At 73.2% G+C, this 14,735-nt stretch carries 13 protein-coding genes; 4 read left to right on the top strand and 9 right to left on the bottom strand.

The annotated features are described in order from the left end of the window. Window positions 1-56: 56 nt before the first annotated feature. The 4 genes from FE374_RS08595 to FE374_RS08580 all read right to left on the bottom strand — a co-directional run bounded on the left by FE374_RS08595 (window position 57) and on the right by FE374_RS08580 (window position 8,072). Window positions 57-1,346, bottom strand: a complete 1,290-nt coding sequence (locus FE374_RS08595) for a serpin family protein (protein ID WP_168205635.1) — start codon at window positions 1,344-1,346, stop codon at window positions 57-59. Between the two features lie 202 nt (window positions 1,347-1,548). After that, window positions 1,549-4,350, bottom strand: coding sequence for an aconitate hydratase AcnA (gene acnA / locus FE374_RS08590; RefSeq protein WP_168205634.1), 2,802 nt, complete (start codon window positions 4,348-4,350; stop codon window positions 1,549-1,551). A 198-nt stretch (window positions 4,351-4,548) separates the two neighbouring features. Beyond that, window positions 4,549-5,829: a class I SAM-dependent RNA methyltransferase gene (locus FE374_RS08585; protein WP_230978524.1), complete on the bottom strand. Its 1,281-nt coding sequence runs from the start codon at window positions 5,827-5,829 to the stop codon at window positions 4,549-4,551. Between the two features lie 257 nt (window positions 5,830-6,086). Beyond that, window positions 6,087-8,072 carry an APC family permease gene (locus FE374_RS08580; protein WP_388044457.1) on the bottom strand — a complete coding sequence of 662 codons (1,986 nt, stop codon included), beginning with the start codon at window positions 8,070-8,072 and terminating at the stop codon, window positions 6,087-6,089. A 112-nt stretch (window positions 8,073-8,184) separates the two neighbouring features. Here FE374_RS08580 and FE374_RS08575 point away from each other — a divergent pair, with 112 nt between their 5' ends. Both FE374_RS08575 and FE374_RS08570 read left to right on the top strand, forming a co-directional pair. Next, complete coding sequence (locus FE374_RS08575) at window positions 8,185-8,835, top strand: potassium channel family protein (protein ID WP_139931482.1); 651 nt, start codon at window positions 8,185-8,187, stop codon at window positions 8,833-8,835. Next, window positions 8,835-9,551: a potassium channel family protein gene (locus FE374_RS08570; protein ID WP_139928227.1), complete on the top strand. Its 717-nt coding sequence runs from the start codon at window positions 8,835-8,837 to the stop codon at window positions 9,549-9,551. Before FE374_RS08575 ends, FE374_RS08570 begins: the two co-directional genes overlap by 1 nt. On the opposite strand, the gene FE374_RS08565 is transcribed toward FE374_RS08570, so the two are convergent. The 3 genes from FE374_RS08565 to FE374_RS08555 are packed head-to-tail and all read right to left on the bottom strand — an operon-like array spanning window position 9,469 to window position 11,350. After that, on the bottom strand, window positions 9,469-10,260 hold the full coding sequence (locus FE374_RS08565; protein WP_230978523.1) for a DUF3159 domain-containing protein: 792 nt from the start codon (window positions 10,258-10,260) through the stop codon (window positions 9,469-9,471). The genes FE374_RS08570 and FE374_RS08565 overlap by 83 nt on opposite strands. Further along, entirely contained in the window at window positions 10,257-10,628 is a 372-nt protein-coding gene (locus FE374_RS08560; protein WP_139928225.1) for an OB-fold nucleic acid binding domain-containing protein, read from the bottom strand. The genes FE374_RS08565 and FE374_RS08560 overlap by 4 nt, the downstream gene beginning before the upstream one ends. Further along, window positions 10,625-11,350 carry a DUF3710 domain-containing protein gene (locus FE374_RS08555; protein WP_139928223.1) on the bottom strand — a complete coding sequence of 242 codons (726 nt, stop codon included), beginning with the start codon at window positions 11,348-11,350 and terminating at the stop codon, window positions 10,625-10,627. The genes FE374_RS08560 and FE374_RS08555 overlap by 4 nt, the downstream gene beginning before the upstream one ends. A 156-nt stretch (window positions 11,351-11,506) precedes the next feature. Here FE374_RS08555 and FE374_RS08550 point away from each other — a divergent pair, with 156 nt between their 5' ends. Beyond that, window positions 11,507-12,004 (top strand): DUF3093 domain-containing protein, encoded by a 498-nt coding sequence (locus FE374_RS08550; RefSeq protein WP_230978522.1) that lies wholly within the window; start codon window positions 11,507-11,509, stop codon window positions 12,002-12,004. Between the two features lie 4 nt (window positions 12,005-12,008). On the opposite strand, the gene FE374_RS08545 is transcribed toward FE374_RS08550, so the two are convergent. Both FE374_RS08545 and FE374_RS08540 read right to left on the bottom strand, forming a co-directional pair. Continuing rightward, window positions 12,009-12,308, bottom strand: coding sequence for a DUF4193 domain-containing protein (locus FE374_RS08545; protein WP_139928219.1), 300 nt, complete (start codon window positions 12,306-12,308; stop codon window positions 12,009-12,011). Between the two features lie 175 nt (window positions 12,309-12,483). Then, window positions 12,484-13,344, bottom strand: coding sequence for an inositol monophosphatase family protein (locus FE374_RS08540; RefSeq protein ID WP_230978521.1), 861 nt, complete (start codon window positions 13,342-13,344; stop codon window positions 12,484-12,486). A 146-nt stretch (window positions 13,345-13,490) separates the two neighbouring features. Between FE374_RS08540 and sepH the strand changes: the two genes are divergently transcribed. Further along, window positions 13,491-14,708, top strand: coding sequence for a septation protein SepH (gene sepH / locus FE374_RS08535; RefSeq protein WP_139928215.1), 1,218 nt, complete (start codon window positions 13,491-13,493; stop codon window positions 14,706-14,708). Window positions 14,709-14,735: the final 27 nt, after the last annotated feature.

The raw sequence follows: 14,735 nt of genomic DNA, 5'->3' as shown, positions 1-14,735 counted from the left end.
GAGCTGCTCCGTTGCCGCGATGTCCGCCAGCGTCCCACAGCCACGCGCAGCGAGCCTCACCCACGCGGGTCGTTGACCACGCCCATGAAGATCGGCCACTCGGTGCCGACATGCACGATCCGCACCGCGAAGGGCCGGTCGACGGTCATCTGGACCGGCCGCGTCGGTTCCGGGGCGGCGCCGGCCGCGAGGCCGGCCTCGGTGACGGCGGCCGCCACGGTGCCCTCCTCGTCGATGGCGAGGGTGGCCTGGTGCGCCACGGTGGACACGAACAGCGGTCCCTCCGCGGGCTCGGCGATGCCGCGCAGGTCCGCGGTGCCCGGGGAGAACAGGGCGTGCAGCCCGGCGTCCTGCAGCGCCTCCACGAGCTCGGTGCTGGTCGCGATCTCGACGGTGGGCAGCGCCAGCGCCACCTCGGCGGTGGTCTCGTAGGACCCCAGGGCGGCGCTGAGCGCGTCCCACTCCTCTGCGGTCAGCGACCCGGGAAGCCGGCCGGCGTGGGGCAGGACCACGTCCAGCGCGAACCCGTCCGCGTACGGCAGCCGGACGGCCTGCCACGGCCCGTCCGCGGAGTAGGCCATCATCCCCTGGCGGTGCATCGTGTCCACGTCCACGCGGTCCCCGCCGCCCACGGTGAACGGCTCCGGCGTGGTCAGCGCGGGGCTGAACGGCTCGGCCCACCGGGCGGCCAGGAGCACCGCGTTCTGCAGGACGAGGACGAGGTCCTCGCTCGGCTCGATCGCCGAGTGCTCCACCCGGCCGCCCGTGTGCTCGCTTACCCAGGCGTCCAGCGCGGCACGCCCCTCGTCGCCGGAGAGGTCGGCGCTGCGCATGCCGGCGCCGTAACCGGCGGAGAGCGCGTCGAGGAAGGTGTCCTTGACCTCCCGGCCGGTGTCGATCACCACGTTGTTGGCGATGTGGAGCAGCACCTGGTCGGGCAGCTCGGCGCGGGACGCGTCGGCGGGGTCGCCGTCGAACGTCGCCAGGTCGGCGAGCATCGCGTTGACGGCCCGGGTGCGGTCCGGGCCACCGGCACCGAGGAGCGCATCGAGCTCCTGAGCGGTCGACGCGCCCGCGCCCTCGCCGAGCATCGAGAGCACGACGGCGACCGACGCCGGCGAGACCAGGGCGTTCTCCTCGGCGCCGGGGCGCGTGAGGAGCGCGACGCCGAGGGCCGTCGTCGCGTCGACGATGTCGGGGACGGCCAGCGCGTCGACCACCGCGACGGGTTCGCGGGCGACGTCGGACCTGAGCGCCGTGCCCGTGCCGGGCGCGGCGCATGTGGCGACGCCGAGGGCCAGCGCGCCGACCAGCAGCGCGGACGCGACGCGACGACGGCGGACCATGCATGTGAACCTAGGAAGGCCCCGACGGCGAAGGAAGCACGACACGGTCACGATCCGGCCACGGACAGGCCACGGCGGCAGCGCGAGACGCCCCCTCCCGCGAGATGTCATCTTCTCCGTGAGATATACGTCTCACGGAGAAGATGACATGTCGCCGGAAGGGGGCGTGGGGGGCGCGGGGGCGTCCTTCGGGCCGGCTACCTCACGCCGCGACGAGCTGGCGCAGCACGTACTGCAGGATGCCGCCGTGGCGGAAGTACTCGGCCTCGCCGGGGGTGTCGATGCGCACGACGGCGTCGAACTCGACCACACCGCCGTCCTGCTTGGTGGCGCGCACCTTGACGGTGCGCGGCGTGGTGCCCTCGTTGAGCGCCGTCACGCCGGAGATGTCGAAGGCCTCCGTACCGTCCAGGCCGAGGGAGTCGGCGTTCTCCCCCGCCGGGAACTGCAGCGGCAGCACGCCCATGCCGATGAGGTTGGAGCGGTGGATACGCTCGAAGCTCTCGGTGATGACGGCCTTGACGCCGAGCAGCAGGGTGCCTTTGGCCGCCCAGTCGCGCGACGAGCCCGAGCCGTACTCCTTGCCGCCCAGGATCACCAGCGGCACGCCGGCCTCCTGGTAGGCCGTGGACGCGTCGAAGATGCTCTCCTGCTCCCCGGTCAGGAAGTTCTTCGTGAACCCGCCCTCGACGCCGTCGAGGAGCTGGTTGCGCAGCCGGATGTTGGCGAAGGTGCCGCGGATCATGACCTCGTGGTTCCCGCGGCGCGAGCCGTAGGAGTTGAAGTCGCGGCGCGCGACGCCGTGCTCGGCCAGGTACCTGCCCGCCGGGCTGTCGGGCTTGATGGCGCCGGCCGGGGAGATGTGGTCGGTGGTCACGGAGTCGCCGAGCTTGGCGAGCACGCGGGCGCCGGCGATGTCCTGCACCGGGGCCGGCTGGGCCGGCATGCCCTCGAAGTACGGGGGCTTGCGCACGTAGGTGGAGTCGGGCTGCCACTCGAAGGTGTCGCCCACGGGGGTCTCGAGGGAGCGCCACCGCTCGTCGCCGGCGAACACGTCGGCGTAGTCGGACGTGAACATCTCCCGGTCGATCGAGCTGGCGATCGTGGCGTCCACGTCGGCGGCGGAGGGCCAGATGTCCTTGAGGAAGACGTCGTTGCCCTCCTTGTCCTTGCCGAGCGGCTCGTGCGTGAAGTCGAAGTCCATCGTGCCGGCCAGGCCGTACGCGATGACCAGGGGCGGGGACGCGAGGTAGTTCATCTTCACGTCAGGGTTGATGCGGCCCTCGAAGTTGCGGTTGCCGGAGAGCACCGACGCCACGGAGAGGTCGTGCTCGTTGACGGCGGCGGAGACCTCCTCGGGCAGCGGGCCGGAGTTGCCGATGCACGTGGTGCAGCCGTAGCCGACCAGGTGGTAGCCGAGCTCCTGGAGGTAGGGCCACAGGCCGGCCTTGTCGTAGTAGTTGGTCACCACCTTCGAGCCGGGCGCCATGGAGGTCTTGACCCACGGCTTGACCTGCAGGCCCCGCTCGACGGCGTTCTTGGCCAGCAGGCCGGCCGCGAGCATCACCGACGGGTTGGAGGTGTTCGTGCAGGAGGTGATGGAGGAGATGACGACGGCGCCGTGGTCGAGCTCGGTCACGCGACCGTCGGCCATGGTGACGGGCACCTTCTTCGAGGCGCGACCCAGGCCCAGGTGATGGTGGGCCGCAGGCTCCTCCTCCAGACCGTTGGCGCCGGCGGCGATCGGGTCGGACGCGGGGAAGGTGTCCTCGACGGCCTCGTCCAGCTTGTTCTCGGTCAGCGCCGGCTCGTCGCCGACGTAGTGCGGCAGCGCGTCGGCGAAGGCCTCCTTGGCGTCCGACAGCGCGATGCGGTCCTGCGGGCGCTTCGGGCCGGCGATCGAGGGCACCACCGTGGACAGGTCGAGCTCGAGGTACTCGGAGAACTCCGGCTCGTGGGCCGGGTCGTGCCACATGCCCTGCTCCTTGGCGTACGCCTCGACGAGCGCGACCTGCTCGTCGCTGCGGCCGGTCAGGCGTAGGTAGTCCAGGGTGACGTCGTCGATCGGGAAGATCGCGGCGGTGGAGCCGAACTCGGGGCTCATGTTGCCGATGGTGGCGCGGTTGGCCAGCGGCACCTGGGCGACGCCCTCGCCGTAGAACTCCACGAACTTGCCCACCACGCCGTGCTTGCGGAGCAGCTCGGTGATGGTGAGGACGACGTCGGTGGCGGTGGCGCCGGCGGGGATGGAGCCGGTGAGCCTGAAGCCGACCACCCGCGGGATGAGCATGGAGACCGGCTGGCCGAGCATCGCGGCCTCGGCCTCGATGCCGCCGACGCCCCAGCCCAGGACGCCCAGGCCGTTGACCATCGTGGTGTGCGAGTCGGTGCCGACGCAGGTGTCGGGGTAGGCGCGCAGGACGCCGTCGATCTCGCGGGTCATGACGCCGCGGGCCAGGTACTCGATGTTGACCTGGTGCACGATGCCGGTGCCCGGGGGCACGACCTTGAAGTCGTCGAAGGCGGTCTGGCCCCAGCGCAGGAACTGGTAGCGCTCCTTGTTGCGGCCGTACTCGAGCTCGACGTTGCGCTCGAAGGCGTCCTCGCGGCCGAAGACGTCGATGACGACTGAGTGGTCGATGACCAGCTCGGCGGGTGCGAGCGGGTTGATCTGGGCGGGGTCGCCGCCGAGGTCGGTGACGGCCTCACGCATCGTGGCCAGGTCCACCACGCAGGGCACGCCGGTGAAGTCCTGCATCACCACGCGGGCCGGGGTGAACTGGATCTCGGTGCTGGGCTCGGAGTCGGGGACCCACTCGGCCAGCGCGCGGACGTGGTCGGCGGTGACGTTCGCGCCGTCCTCGGTGCGCAGGAGGTTCTCGGCGAGGACCTTCAGGCTGTACGGCAGCCGATCGAGCCCCTCGACGGCGGCCAGGCGGAAGATCTCGTAGCTCTTGCCCGCCACCTCGAGCGTGCCCCTGGACTTGAAGCTGTCTGTATTCACGTGTGCTCCTCGTGCTCCGGCGCCCGCAGCTGGCGCCACCCTGCGCTTCGGTGGCCATCGTCCCACGATGGCCTTCTCCCTGATATCTCGATATCAAGATACTTCGCGTCGTGGGGGTGTGTCCACCGACACGCGGCGGCGGCGCCGGCGCGCTCACCTGCGGTGTCGGTGAGCCGCCGCGCTGGTGGCCTCTCGTCCTCAGTCCCTGCGCAGCGCGGCGACGACCTCGAAGTGGTGCGTGTGCGGGAACAGGTCGAACGCCCGGATCGCGGCGACGGTGTAGCCGCGCTCCCGGGCCGCGCGCAGGTCCCGCGCCAGCGCCGCGGGGTCGCACGCCACGTGCACGATCGTCTCGGGGTTCACCTCCGCGACGGCGTGCATCACGCCGGCGCCGGCACCCGCACGGGGCGGGTCGAGGACGACGACGTCGGCCCGCGCCCCGAGCTCGGCGACGGCGGCCGGGTCCACCCGGCCGTGCTGCAGCAGCGTCTCGGGGTGCTCGTGGAGGTTGCGGCGGGCGTCCCGCACGGCGTCCTCGGTCCCCTCGAGGCTGATGACGGCGCCACCCGGGCCCGTGGAGCGCGCGAGCGGCAGTGTCAGCAGGCCCGCCCCGGAGTACAGCTCAAGCACCCGGCGCCCGTCGAGGGGCCCGGCGGCGGCGAGCACGGACTCGACGAGCGTCGCCGCGGCGAGGCGGTGTACCTGCCAAAAACCTGTGGCGCTGACGCGGTAGGCCAGTTCCCCCACCGAGGACTCGACCCGCTCGCGAACGGCCCGGCGTGGTGGACCGCTGCGCTTGCGCAGGGTGGCGACCTCGCCGTCCACCAGCACCATCGGCTCGCCCGCGCTGGGTGCCACTGCCTCCACGCGTGCGCCGGGGTGCCAGCCGCGCCGCCATGCCGACTCGCCCAGCAGGTCGAGCGCAAGGAGGGCAGGGTCGGCCAGGGGCATCTCGCGCAGGGCGAGCACGTCGTGGCTGCGGAAGCGGTGCATGCCGGCCAGCCCCGCAGCGTCGACGGTGAGGTCGATGCGGGTGCGCGTCCCGAGCCCGCCGCGGTCGTTGTCGCCGGGCAGGGCCTCGACGGTGAGGGGGTACTGGTTGCTGGCGGCGGCCGCGGCGACGTCCGCGGCCACCTCCTCGCCGCCGATGCGGCGCAGCGTCTCGGCGAGCACCTGGGCCTTCCACTCCCGTTGTGTGGGCAGCGCGACGTGGGCGAGCTCGCCACCGCCGACGCCGCCCGGCCCGGCCTCGGGCCACACGCTCGGAACGCGGTCGGCGGAGGCGTCCAGCACCTCGACGGCGTCGGCGCGCCAGAACTTCGAGCGCTTCTCGGTGATCCGGATCCGCACCCGTTCGCCCGGCAGCACGTGCCGGACGAAGACCACGCGGCCCTCCGCCAGCCGGGCCACGCAGTGGCCCCCGTGTGCGGGCGGCCCCACGGTGACCTCGTGCTCCTCCACGGGCAGCGGTCCGGCCAAGGGGCGCCCCGCAGAGCCGCGGCGAGCCCTGCCCTGGCGGCCACCCGCGCGGCCAGACGTATCGGGTCGGCCGGTGGGTTGGGGACGCCTCGTCGCCTGGGGGCGCCCGGATCTCGCCGGGCGCCCGGATCCCGCCGGGCGACCGGCGCTTCCCGGCCGGCCCGCGCCACGCCGGCCGCCGTCTCGGTGGGATCCTTCGCCGCCGGGCCCGCCGGGCCCGCCGGCGCCGTCGCGGACCTCGCGCTCGTCCTGCTCGCTCACATGTCTCCTTCGTCCTCGGTCCGGCCCGGTCCGGCAGCGAGGTGGTCCACCTCGTGCAGCTGGAACGGAACAGACGCCATGACCACGCCGGGGATGAACAGCAGCCGGCCCTTGAGCCGCAGCGCGCTCTGGTTGTGCAACAGCTGCTCCCACCAGTGGCTCACCACGTACTCCGGGACGAACACCACCACGAGGTCGCGCGGCGAGTCCCGGCGCACCGCGCGGATGTGCTCGACGACGGGCCGGGTCACCTCCCGGAACGGAGAGTCAAGCACGGTCAGCGGCACGGGGACGTCCGCGGCCTCCCACGCCACCCGCAGCCGTGCGGTCTCCTCCGCGTCGACGTTGACGGTGATCGCCTCGAGCGTGGAGGGCCGGGTCGCGCGGGCGTAGGCCACGGCCCGCATCGTGGGCTGGTGCAGCTTGGACACCAGCACGATGCCGTGCACGCGGGAGGGCAGGGCGCGGGCGGCTGCCAGGTCGGGCACCGTGAGGTCCCGGGCGACGTCGCTGTAGTGACGGTGGATGGCCGTCATGGTCAGGAACAGGATCGCCATGAGCAGCAGCGTGATCCACGCCCCGTGGGTGAACTTGGTGACGAGCACCACCACGAGCACCGCACCGGTCATCACGAGACCGAAGGAGTTCACCACCCGGGAGCGCTGCATCCGGGTGCGCGCCGCCGGCGCGGTCTCCACCCGCAGGTGCCGGGTCCAGTGCCGCACCATCCCGAGCTGGCTCACGGTGAAGGAGACGAACACCCCGACGATGTAGAGCTGGATCAGCCGGGTGACCTCGGCGTCGAACGCCACGATGAGCACGATGGCGGCGACCGCGAGCAGCACGATGCCGTTGGAGAAGGCCAGGCGGTCCCCGCGGGTGTGCAGCTGGCGTGGCATGAACCCGTCGCGGGCCAGGATCGAGGCGAGCACGGGGAACCCGTTGAAGGCGGTGTTCGCGGCCAGCGCGAGGATCACCCCGGTGACGAGGGTGACGACGCCGAACAGGATCGGCACGTCGGCGAAGACCGCGCCGGCGATCTGCCCGATCACGGGGTGCTGCACGTAGGTGTCACCCACCGGGGCGCCGTCCCGCAGCAGGTCGGTGGCCGGGTCCTGGACGAAACGCACCCCGGTGGCGCGGGCGAGGAGCAGGACCGACATGATCATGCTGGACGAGATCAGCCCGAGCATGAGCAGCGTCGTGGCGGCGTTGCGGGACTTGGGGCGCTTGAAGTGCGGGATGCCGTTGCTGATGGCCTCGATCCCGGTCAGCGCGGCGGAGCCGGAGGAGAAGGCCCGCAGCACGAGGAAGGCCCCGGCCAGCCCGACGAGTCCCTGCTCGAAGCCGGCCTGCGGGAGCACGTCGAGCCCGGCCGACTCCGCCGGGCGCAGCGACCCCGTCAGGTACTGCACGAACCCCATGACCGCCATGAGGCCGATGGCCGCCATGTACAGGTACACGGGCACCGCGAAACCGCGCCCTGCCTCGCGCACCCCGCGGAGGTTGAGCAGCGCCAGGACGGCGACGACGCCGACGGCGATGACCGTCTCGTGCCCGTCGGCCGCCGGGATCGCGGCGCCGACGTACTGCGCGGCGGAGGAGATGGACACGGCGACGGTGAGCACGTAGTCGACCAGGAGGGCGCTGGCGACCGTCAGCCCGGCACGGTGGCCCAGGTTCTCCCGGGCCACCTCGTAGTCACCGCCGCCGGAGGGGTAGGCGTGCACCGTCTGGCGGTAGGACGCGACCACCGTGAGCAGGACGACCACGACGGCCAGCCCGATCCACGGGGAGATCACCATGGCGGTCACCCCGGCGATCGCCAGGGTCAGGAGCACCTCGTCCGGGGCGTAGGCGACGGAGGACAGCGCGTCGGAGGCGAAGACCGGCAACGCGATCCGCTTGGGCAGGAGGGTCGCCCCGAGCCGCTCGCTGCGGATGGGTCGACCGACCAGGGCCCGCTTGAGGGCCTCCGTCATGTCCGGCACGAGGCACCATGCTATGCCCGGGCGCCCGTCGGTCACCTCGGTGCCGTGCCGATACCGGACGCCTCGCGCGCGCGGTAGCGTCGGCGTCGTGCACTTCGTGATCATGGGCTGCGGCCGTGTGGGGGCCTCCCTCGCCGGCCAGCTCGAGGACCACGGCCACTCGGTCGCCGTGGTGGACCAGAACCCGGACGCGTTCCGCCGCCTGCCGGCCAGCTTCGAGGGCCGGCGGGTCACCGGCCTCGGCTTCGACCGTGACGCCCTGGCCCAGGCCGGGATCGAGGACGCCTTCGCCTTCGCGGCGGTGTCCAACGGCGACAACTCCAACATCATCGCCGCACGGGTGGTCCGCGAGACGTTCGGCGTGCGCAACGTCGTCGCCCGCATCTACGACCCCAACCGTGCGGAGGTCTACCAACGCCTCGGCATCCCCACGGTGGCCACCGTGCGGTGGACGGCGGACCAGGTGCTGCGCCGCATCCTGCCGCTGGGCGCGGTCTCGGAGTACCAGGACGCCTCGTCGAAGGTCTCGATCATCACCTGCGACCTCCACGGGGCGTGGGTCGGTCAGGAGCTGGACCGCCTCGAGCACCTCACCGGCGCGCGGGTCGCCTACCTCACGCGGCTGGGTCAGGGCGTCGTGCCGGAGCCGGGCACGGTGGTGCAGGAGAACGACCTGGTGCACCTCGCCGTGCCCACCGACCGCATCGGCCGGGTCCAGCGTGTGCTGGCCGCCGCGCCCGCGAGGGAGGACTGATGCGCGTCGTCATCGCCGGGGCCGGGTCGGTGGGCCGCTCGATCGCCCGCGAGCTGCTGGGCCACGGCCACCAGGTCACCCTCATCGACCGGCAGCCGGCGGCCATGCGCATCGCCAGCGTCGCGGAGGCGGAGTGGCTGCTCGCCGACGCGTGCGAGCCCAGCGCCCTGGCGGAGGCGTCGGTGGACCAGTGCGACGTCGTCGTGGCGGCCACCGGTGACGACAAGGCCAACCTCGTCGTCTCGCTGCTCTCCAAGACCGAGTTCGGGGTGCCACGGGTGGTCGCCCGCGTGAACAACCCCAAGAACGAGTGGATGTTCGACGGCGCGTGGGGCGTGGACGTGCCCGTCTCCACCCCGCGGATCATGACCTCGCTCGTGGAGGAGGCCGTCTCCGTCGGCGACCTCGTCCGGATCTTTCGGTTCCACCAGTCGGGGGCGAGCATGCACGAGCTGACCCTGCCGTCGTCGTCCCCGGTCGTGGGCCGACGGGTGGGCGAGGTGACCTGGCCGACGGACACCGTCCTGGCCGCGATCATCCGCGAGGACCGCCCCATCGCGCCCAGCCGAGACGACACCCTGGAGGCCGGCGACGAGCTGCTGATCGTGGTCTCGGCCGGGGCCGAGGCGGAGCTCAGGACGCTGCAGGAGCTGCTGGCCGGCGCACCAGCACCCACGTCGCCCACAGAGTCAGGCCCCACAGCGGCACGCCCATGACGATGCGCGCGGTGCCCAGCCAGGCGACCGAAGAGTCCAGGTAGAGCGGCACCTGCACGGCCAGCCGCACGAGGAACATCGCGATCCACAACCAGGTGGCCAGCACGTACCGGCGCCGGCGCCCGGCGAGGGCCGGGTCCGTCCGCCAGGAGAAGTCCTCGCCCTTGAGCAGGGAGACCACGACACCGACGATCGGCCACCGCGCCAGCAGCGACACCACCAGCCCGGCGGCGTAGGCGGCGTTGGTCCACAGGCCGAGCGCGAAGTAGTCCTCCGCCTCCCCCGATCGCCACGCCCAGACCACGCCGATCACGACGCCGGCCAGCCCGCCGGCCGCCTGCGTGAGGGGCGTGCGCTGGACGAGGCGCAGCACCATGGCGAGCACGGCGACGGCGAGGGAGGCGACCAGGGGCGGCACGAGGGCGCCGGTGGCGATGTAGACCACGACGAACACGAGCCCCGGGGCGACGGCCTCCACCAGCCCCCGCGGACCCCCGACGGCCTCCTTGAGGTCGAACTCCTCACCGAGGATCTGGGTCATGCCCGAGCGCCGGGTCGCCGCCGCGGCGACATCGGCCGGGTCGCGCGGGGCGTCGTCGGCCGGGTCGCGCGGGGCGTCGTCGGGTAGGGCAGCATCGTCGGCTGGGGAAGCGTCGTCGAGGGGGGCGCCGTCGGCGGCGCCGGCCGGCTCGGGGCGGTGCTCGGTCATGCGGCGGGTCCCTTGGCGAGGAGGTGGTAGTCGGGGTTGAACATCACGCGACGGCCGTCCTCGATGGTGACCATGCCCTCGGCCACCAGCCGGCGGCCGCAGTCGACGCCGGGCACCTCACGCCGGCCCAGGAAGACGAGGTCGATCGAGCCCGAGCCGTCGAAGACCCTGGCCACCAGCGCGGGCGACTCCCCCCGCGGCCGGTACGTGAGCGCCGCGACGACGCCCGTCACCTTGGCGCGCCCCCGCGGGGCGAGGTCCGCGCAGGGAGTGGCCCCCCGGGCGAGGCTCGTCCGCCGCTCGTCGGCGGCGTCGAGCTCTTCGCGGGTGGCGGTCAGGCGGTGGAGGAGGTCACCGAAGGCGCTCACCGCACCTCCGAGATCTCCGGGCCGCGGCGGGTGACGTCCAGCGCCGGAGTCTGGGTGGGCGGCACCGCGGGGGCGGCGGCGCGACCGGGGGCGTGCAGTAGCAGCACGTCGCGGGGGGCGCGCGCCTCGGTCCCGCGCACCACCACGACGTCGGCCAGGACCGCTTCGAGCTCCGCCGCCGCGGTGACGTCGACGGCGGCCTGACCGGTGAGGACCGCCCGCAGGAACCAACGGGGTCCGTCGACGCCCACGAACCGGGCCGGCCGGTGGGTGGTCTGCCCCTCGGGGGTCTTCACGGGCAGGCGGGCGAGGAGCTCGCGGCCGAACGGGCCGTCGATCTCGTCGGTGGTGCCACCCTGCTTGGCCACGGAGGCGGTGATCTCCTCGCGGAGCTCCTCCCAGATGCCCAGCGTGCGCGGGGCGGCGAAGACCTGTAGCTGCATCGCGGAGCCGGACAGTCCGAGCGTGACGGCAACGATGTTCTTCGTCTTCTTCTCCACCTCCAGGCGCAGCTGCATGCCCGCCCGTGCGGGCACCCGCAGCGCGCCGAGGTCGAGGCGCTTGCCGAGGTCGGGCTCGTCGGCGACGTCGTGCGGACCGCGCCGCGGACCGGTGTCCGCGTGCTGCGTGGTCCCGGCCTCCGCCGTCGTCTCCTCCGCGCCGTCGCCCTCGGGGGCGCCGTCGGCGGCGGTGTCGCGGTTGCGGCGTGTGAACAGGCCCATCGGATACGTCTCCTCCTGTGTTGTCCCAGGCGACTCGCCGGATGACCAGACGAGCCTACCCGGGGCCGGGCCGGCGCGGTCGGGCCGGTCCAGCGGGGGCCGGCGCGTGTGGACGGCCCGCCGGACGTGCGGGCGCCGCCTGGCAGAGTGGGCGGTGTGGAGACCGCCGACGCCCCTGCCCTGTACACCGAACGGCTCGCACCGCCCCCCAGCGTGCACCTGATCTCGCTCGTGGTGGGCGGCATCGTGCTGCTCGGCATGACGCCGTTCACTACGCCGGTCCTCGCCGCGGTCGTCGGCCTGCTCGTGGCCGCCGGGTGCTCGGCGGTCCTGGTGCTGACCTCGCCGGTGGTGTCCGTGGTGAGGGGTGGGGACCCGGCCGACGGCGGCGCGCCCGGCGAGCCCCGGCTGCGAGCCGGCGGAGCAGTCATCCCGTTGGGTGCCCTCGGCGCGGCCGAGGTCGTCGACGCGGACGGCCTGCAGCGCCTCATGCGCACGGAGGCGGACGCCCGGGCGCACGTGTGCCACCGCGCCTGGGTCCGTGGGGCGGTGCGGCTAGCCGTCACAGACCCTCGTGACGCGACGCCCTACTGGCTGGTGTGCACGCGCCGGCCCGCGCAGCTCGTGGCTGCGCTCGGCCGGCGCGAGGGGTAGAAGGTCAGGCGGCGCACTCGGAGCAGACGAGCTGTCCGTTGTCCTCGTAGGCCAGCTGACTGCGGTGGTGCACCAGGAAGCACTTGGCACACGTGAACTCGTCCGCCTGGCGCGGGAGCACACGGACGGAGAGCTCTTCCCCGGAGAGGTCGGCGCCGGGGAGCTCGAAGCCTTCAGCAGCCTCGGTCTCGTCCTCGTCGACCGCCCCGGAGTTCTTCTCGGCGCGTCGCGCCTTCAGCTCCTCGATCGAGTCCTCGTTGAGGTCCTCTTCGTTCTTGCGGGGTGCGTCGTAGTCGGTCGCCATATCGGCGTCACGCTCCGGTTTCTTCGTGGTCGTCGGTTCTTGTCGCGGCAGCAAAAGCCAGATACCCGCCAAACGTCCTGAGGACGCGTTTGTTCCCGCGGTCACCGGATTGTGCACCACCGATGCGCGATCTGCCCACGGCTAGCGTCACATTTGTGGCCGGTCGTGAGTGACCTCACAAGGTCGCGGGTGCTCCGGCGTCCTCGAGCGCGGCGGCCAGCTCACCGACGAGGGCCGCGGGCCCGGCCACCGTCATCGCCCCCGACGGGCGGGCGCCGCCCAGCCCCTGCACGACGCCGCCCGCCTCGGTGACCACGAGGGTGCCGGCGGCGACGTCCCACGGGTTCAGACCACGCTCGTAGTGGGCGTCCAGGCGGCCGTCCGCCACCAGGCACAGGTCGATCGCCACCGAGCCGATCCGCCGGATGTCCCGCACCTGCGGCAGCAGGCGGGCGACGACGGCGGCCTGCTCGCGCCGTCGTTCCTCGGTGTACCCGAACCCGGTGCCCACCAGCGCCTGGCCCAGGGGCACGGCCTCCTTGATCCGTAGCGGTTCCCCGTCGCGCCGTGCCCCCATGCCCAGTCCCGCCGTCCAGGTGGTGCCCAGGCTGACGGCATGCACGCAGCCGGCCACCACCGTCCAGTGCTGCGGGTCGGGCTCTCCGAGGACCACGGCGACCGAGACGCTGTAGGACGGGATGCCGTAGAGGAAGTTCACCGTGCCGTCGATGGGGTCGACCACCCAGGTCAGGCCGGAAGTGCCGGCCTGGGCACCCTCCTCCTCCCCGAGCACGCCGTCCTCGGGGCGGGCAGCCGCGATGCGCCGGCGCAGCAGCTCCTCGACCTCGCGGTCGACGGCGGTGACCACGTCGTTGACGGACGACTTGGTGTCCGTCACCGTGACCTTCGCCAGGGAGCGCTGCCGCACCAGGTCGCCCGCCTCGCGGGCGAGCGTCTCGCACAGGGCCAGCAGGTCGGCCACCTGCTCCTGCGGCAGGACCGCCGGGTCGGCGGGGGGCACGGAGGTGCTGCTCACATCGATCCTTCCCATTCAGGACGCATCCGCCCTGGTAATCGGGCCATAAGTGTCGACCAGCCCACACCGAACACACCGGGGCCAATCCTTCCAGCCGGGGTGGCCAGATGGCACTCTCGGGTCTGAGAACCTCGAAGGAGGACCCCATGGTTGAGCTCGAACTGCTCGGGCTGCACGGTGACGGAGAGCATCTCACGCTCTCCGACGGGGACGGCCAGCGCTACCGCCTCGCGATCGACGACGCGCTGCGCGCCGCCGTGCGCCGGGACCGGCCGGGTCTCGAGGCGCTGCGTGCGGCCGGTGAGTCCGCCCTGCGGCCCAAGGACATCCAGGCGCTCGTGCGGGCGGGCGCCAGCGTGGAGGAGGTGGCCGCGGAGGCTGGCCTCACCGTGGAGCACGTGCGCCGCTACGAGGGCCCGGTGCTGGCCGAGCGCGCCTGGGTGGTGCAGCAGGCCCAGGCTCAGCGGCTCGGGCACGAGGCGGACGCTCCCCGCCTGGGCGACCTGGTCGTCGACCGGCTCGCGGCCCGCGGCGTCACGAGCACGAGCCTGCTGTGGGACGCGGTGCGCCGCCCCGGGCAGTCGTGGGAGGTCCTGGTGACCTTCGTCGCCGGCGATCGCGAGCGGGAGGCCCGCTGGCAGATCGACCTCGGGGCCCGCTCCCTGCACGCCATCAGCGACGAGGCCCGCTGGCTGTCCGAGACCGAGATGGGTCCGACCGCGCACTCGCGCCGCCACCTCACCCCGGTGGGCTCCTCACGACTGCGGGCCACCGGGCCTGAGCCCCTCGGCGCGGCCTGGCACGGCGAGGCGGTGAGCCCGTCGGCGCCGTCGCCCGCCGCCGCTCCCGCGACCGAAGAGCCCGCCGACTCACCCACCGACGCCCTGCTGGCCGAGCTCGCCGCGCACCGCGGCACCCGGGTGGACCTCGCCATGGACGACGACGCGGCTGAGGAGGACACCGAGGGGTTCGACGGCGCGCACCCGCCGGCGTCGCGCCCCGAGCAGGCCACCGACGCGCACGTGCTGTCCCTGCCGCGCCGGGACACCACCGCGAGCACCGCTCACGACGGCGCACCCGCGGCGCCCGGCACCACCCCGGCGTTGCCAGCGAACGCCGCCGAGACCGGCCGGGCCACCCTGGCCGAGTCACCACCTGGATCGCGCGAGGCCGGGCCCGCCGCGACCGGCGAGGAGCCGGCGGGCCGTCAGGACCCCGATGCCCGCGACGACGAGCCCGCGCGCCGTGCCGCCGGCGACGGTCACGGCGACCCCCGTGCAGGTAGTTCCCCGCGACGACGCAAGACCGTCCGGCGCAGCGTGCCGAGCTGGGACGAGATCGTGTTCGGGGCCAAGCCGGAGTAACCGGAGCCAAGCCCGAGTAGCCCTGGC

The organism is Georgenia yuyongxinii, from assembly GCF_006352065.1.
Classification (GTDB): Bacteria; Actinomycetota; Actinomycetes; order Actinomycetales; family Actinomycetaceae; genus Georgenia; species Georgenia yuyongxinii.
Note: the sequence above shows the minus strand (reverse complement) of the source record. Positions and strands in the feature narration are given on the sequence as shown.

Bases quoted from the DNA above. Each gene is read 5' to 3' on its own strand.
- FE374_RS08555 (WP_139928223.1), bottom strand. From the start codon at position 11,350: ATGGGCCTGTTCACACGCCGCAACCGCGACACCGCCGCCGACGGCGCC.
- FE374_RS08545 (WP_139928219.1), bottom strand. From the start codon at position 12,308: ATGGCGACCGACTACGACGCACCCCGCAAGAACGAAGAGGACCTCAAC.
- FE374_RS08580 (WP_388044457.1), bottom strand. From the start codon at position 8,072: ATGACGGAGGCCCTCAAGCGGGCCCTGGTCGGTCGACCCATCCGCAGC.
- FE374_RS08575 (WP_139931482.1), top strand. From the start codon at position 8,185: ATGGGCTGCGGCCGTGTGGGGGCCTCCCTCGCCGGCCAGCTCGAGGAC.
- sepH (WP_139928215.1), top strand. From the start codon at position 13,491: ATGGTTGAGCTCGAACTGCTCGGGCTGCACGGTGACGGAGAGCATCTC.
- FE374_RS08565 (WP_230978523.1), bottom strand. From the start codon at position 10,260: ATGACCGAGCACCGCCCCGAGCCGGCCGGCGCCGCCGACGGCGCCCCC.
- FE374_RS08595 (WP_168205635.1), bottom strand. From the start codon at position 1,346: ATGGTCCGCCGTCGTCGCGTCGCGTCCGCGCTGCTGGTCGGCGCGCTG.
- FE374_RS08570 (WP_139928227.1), top strand. From the start codon at position 8,835: ATGCGCGTCGTCATCGCCGGGGCCGGGTCGGTGGGCCGCTCGATCGCC.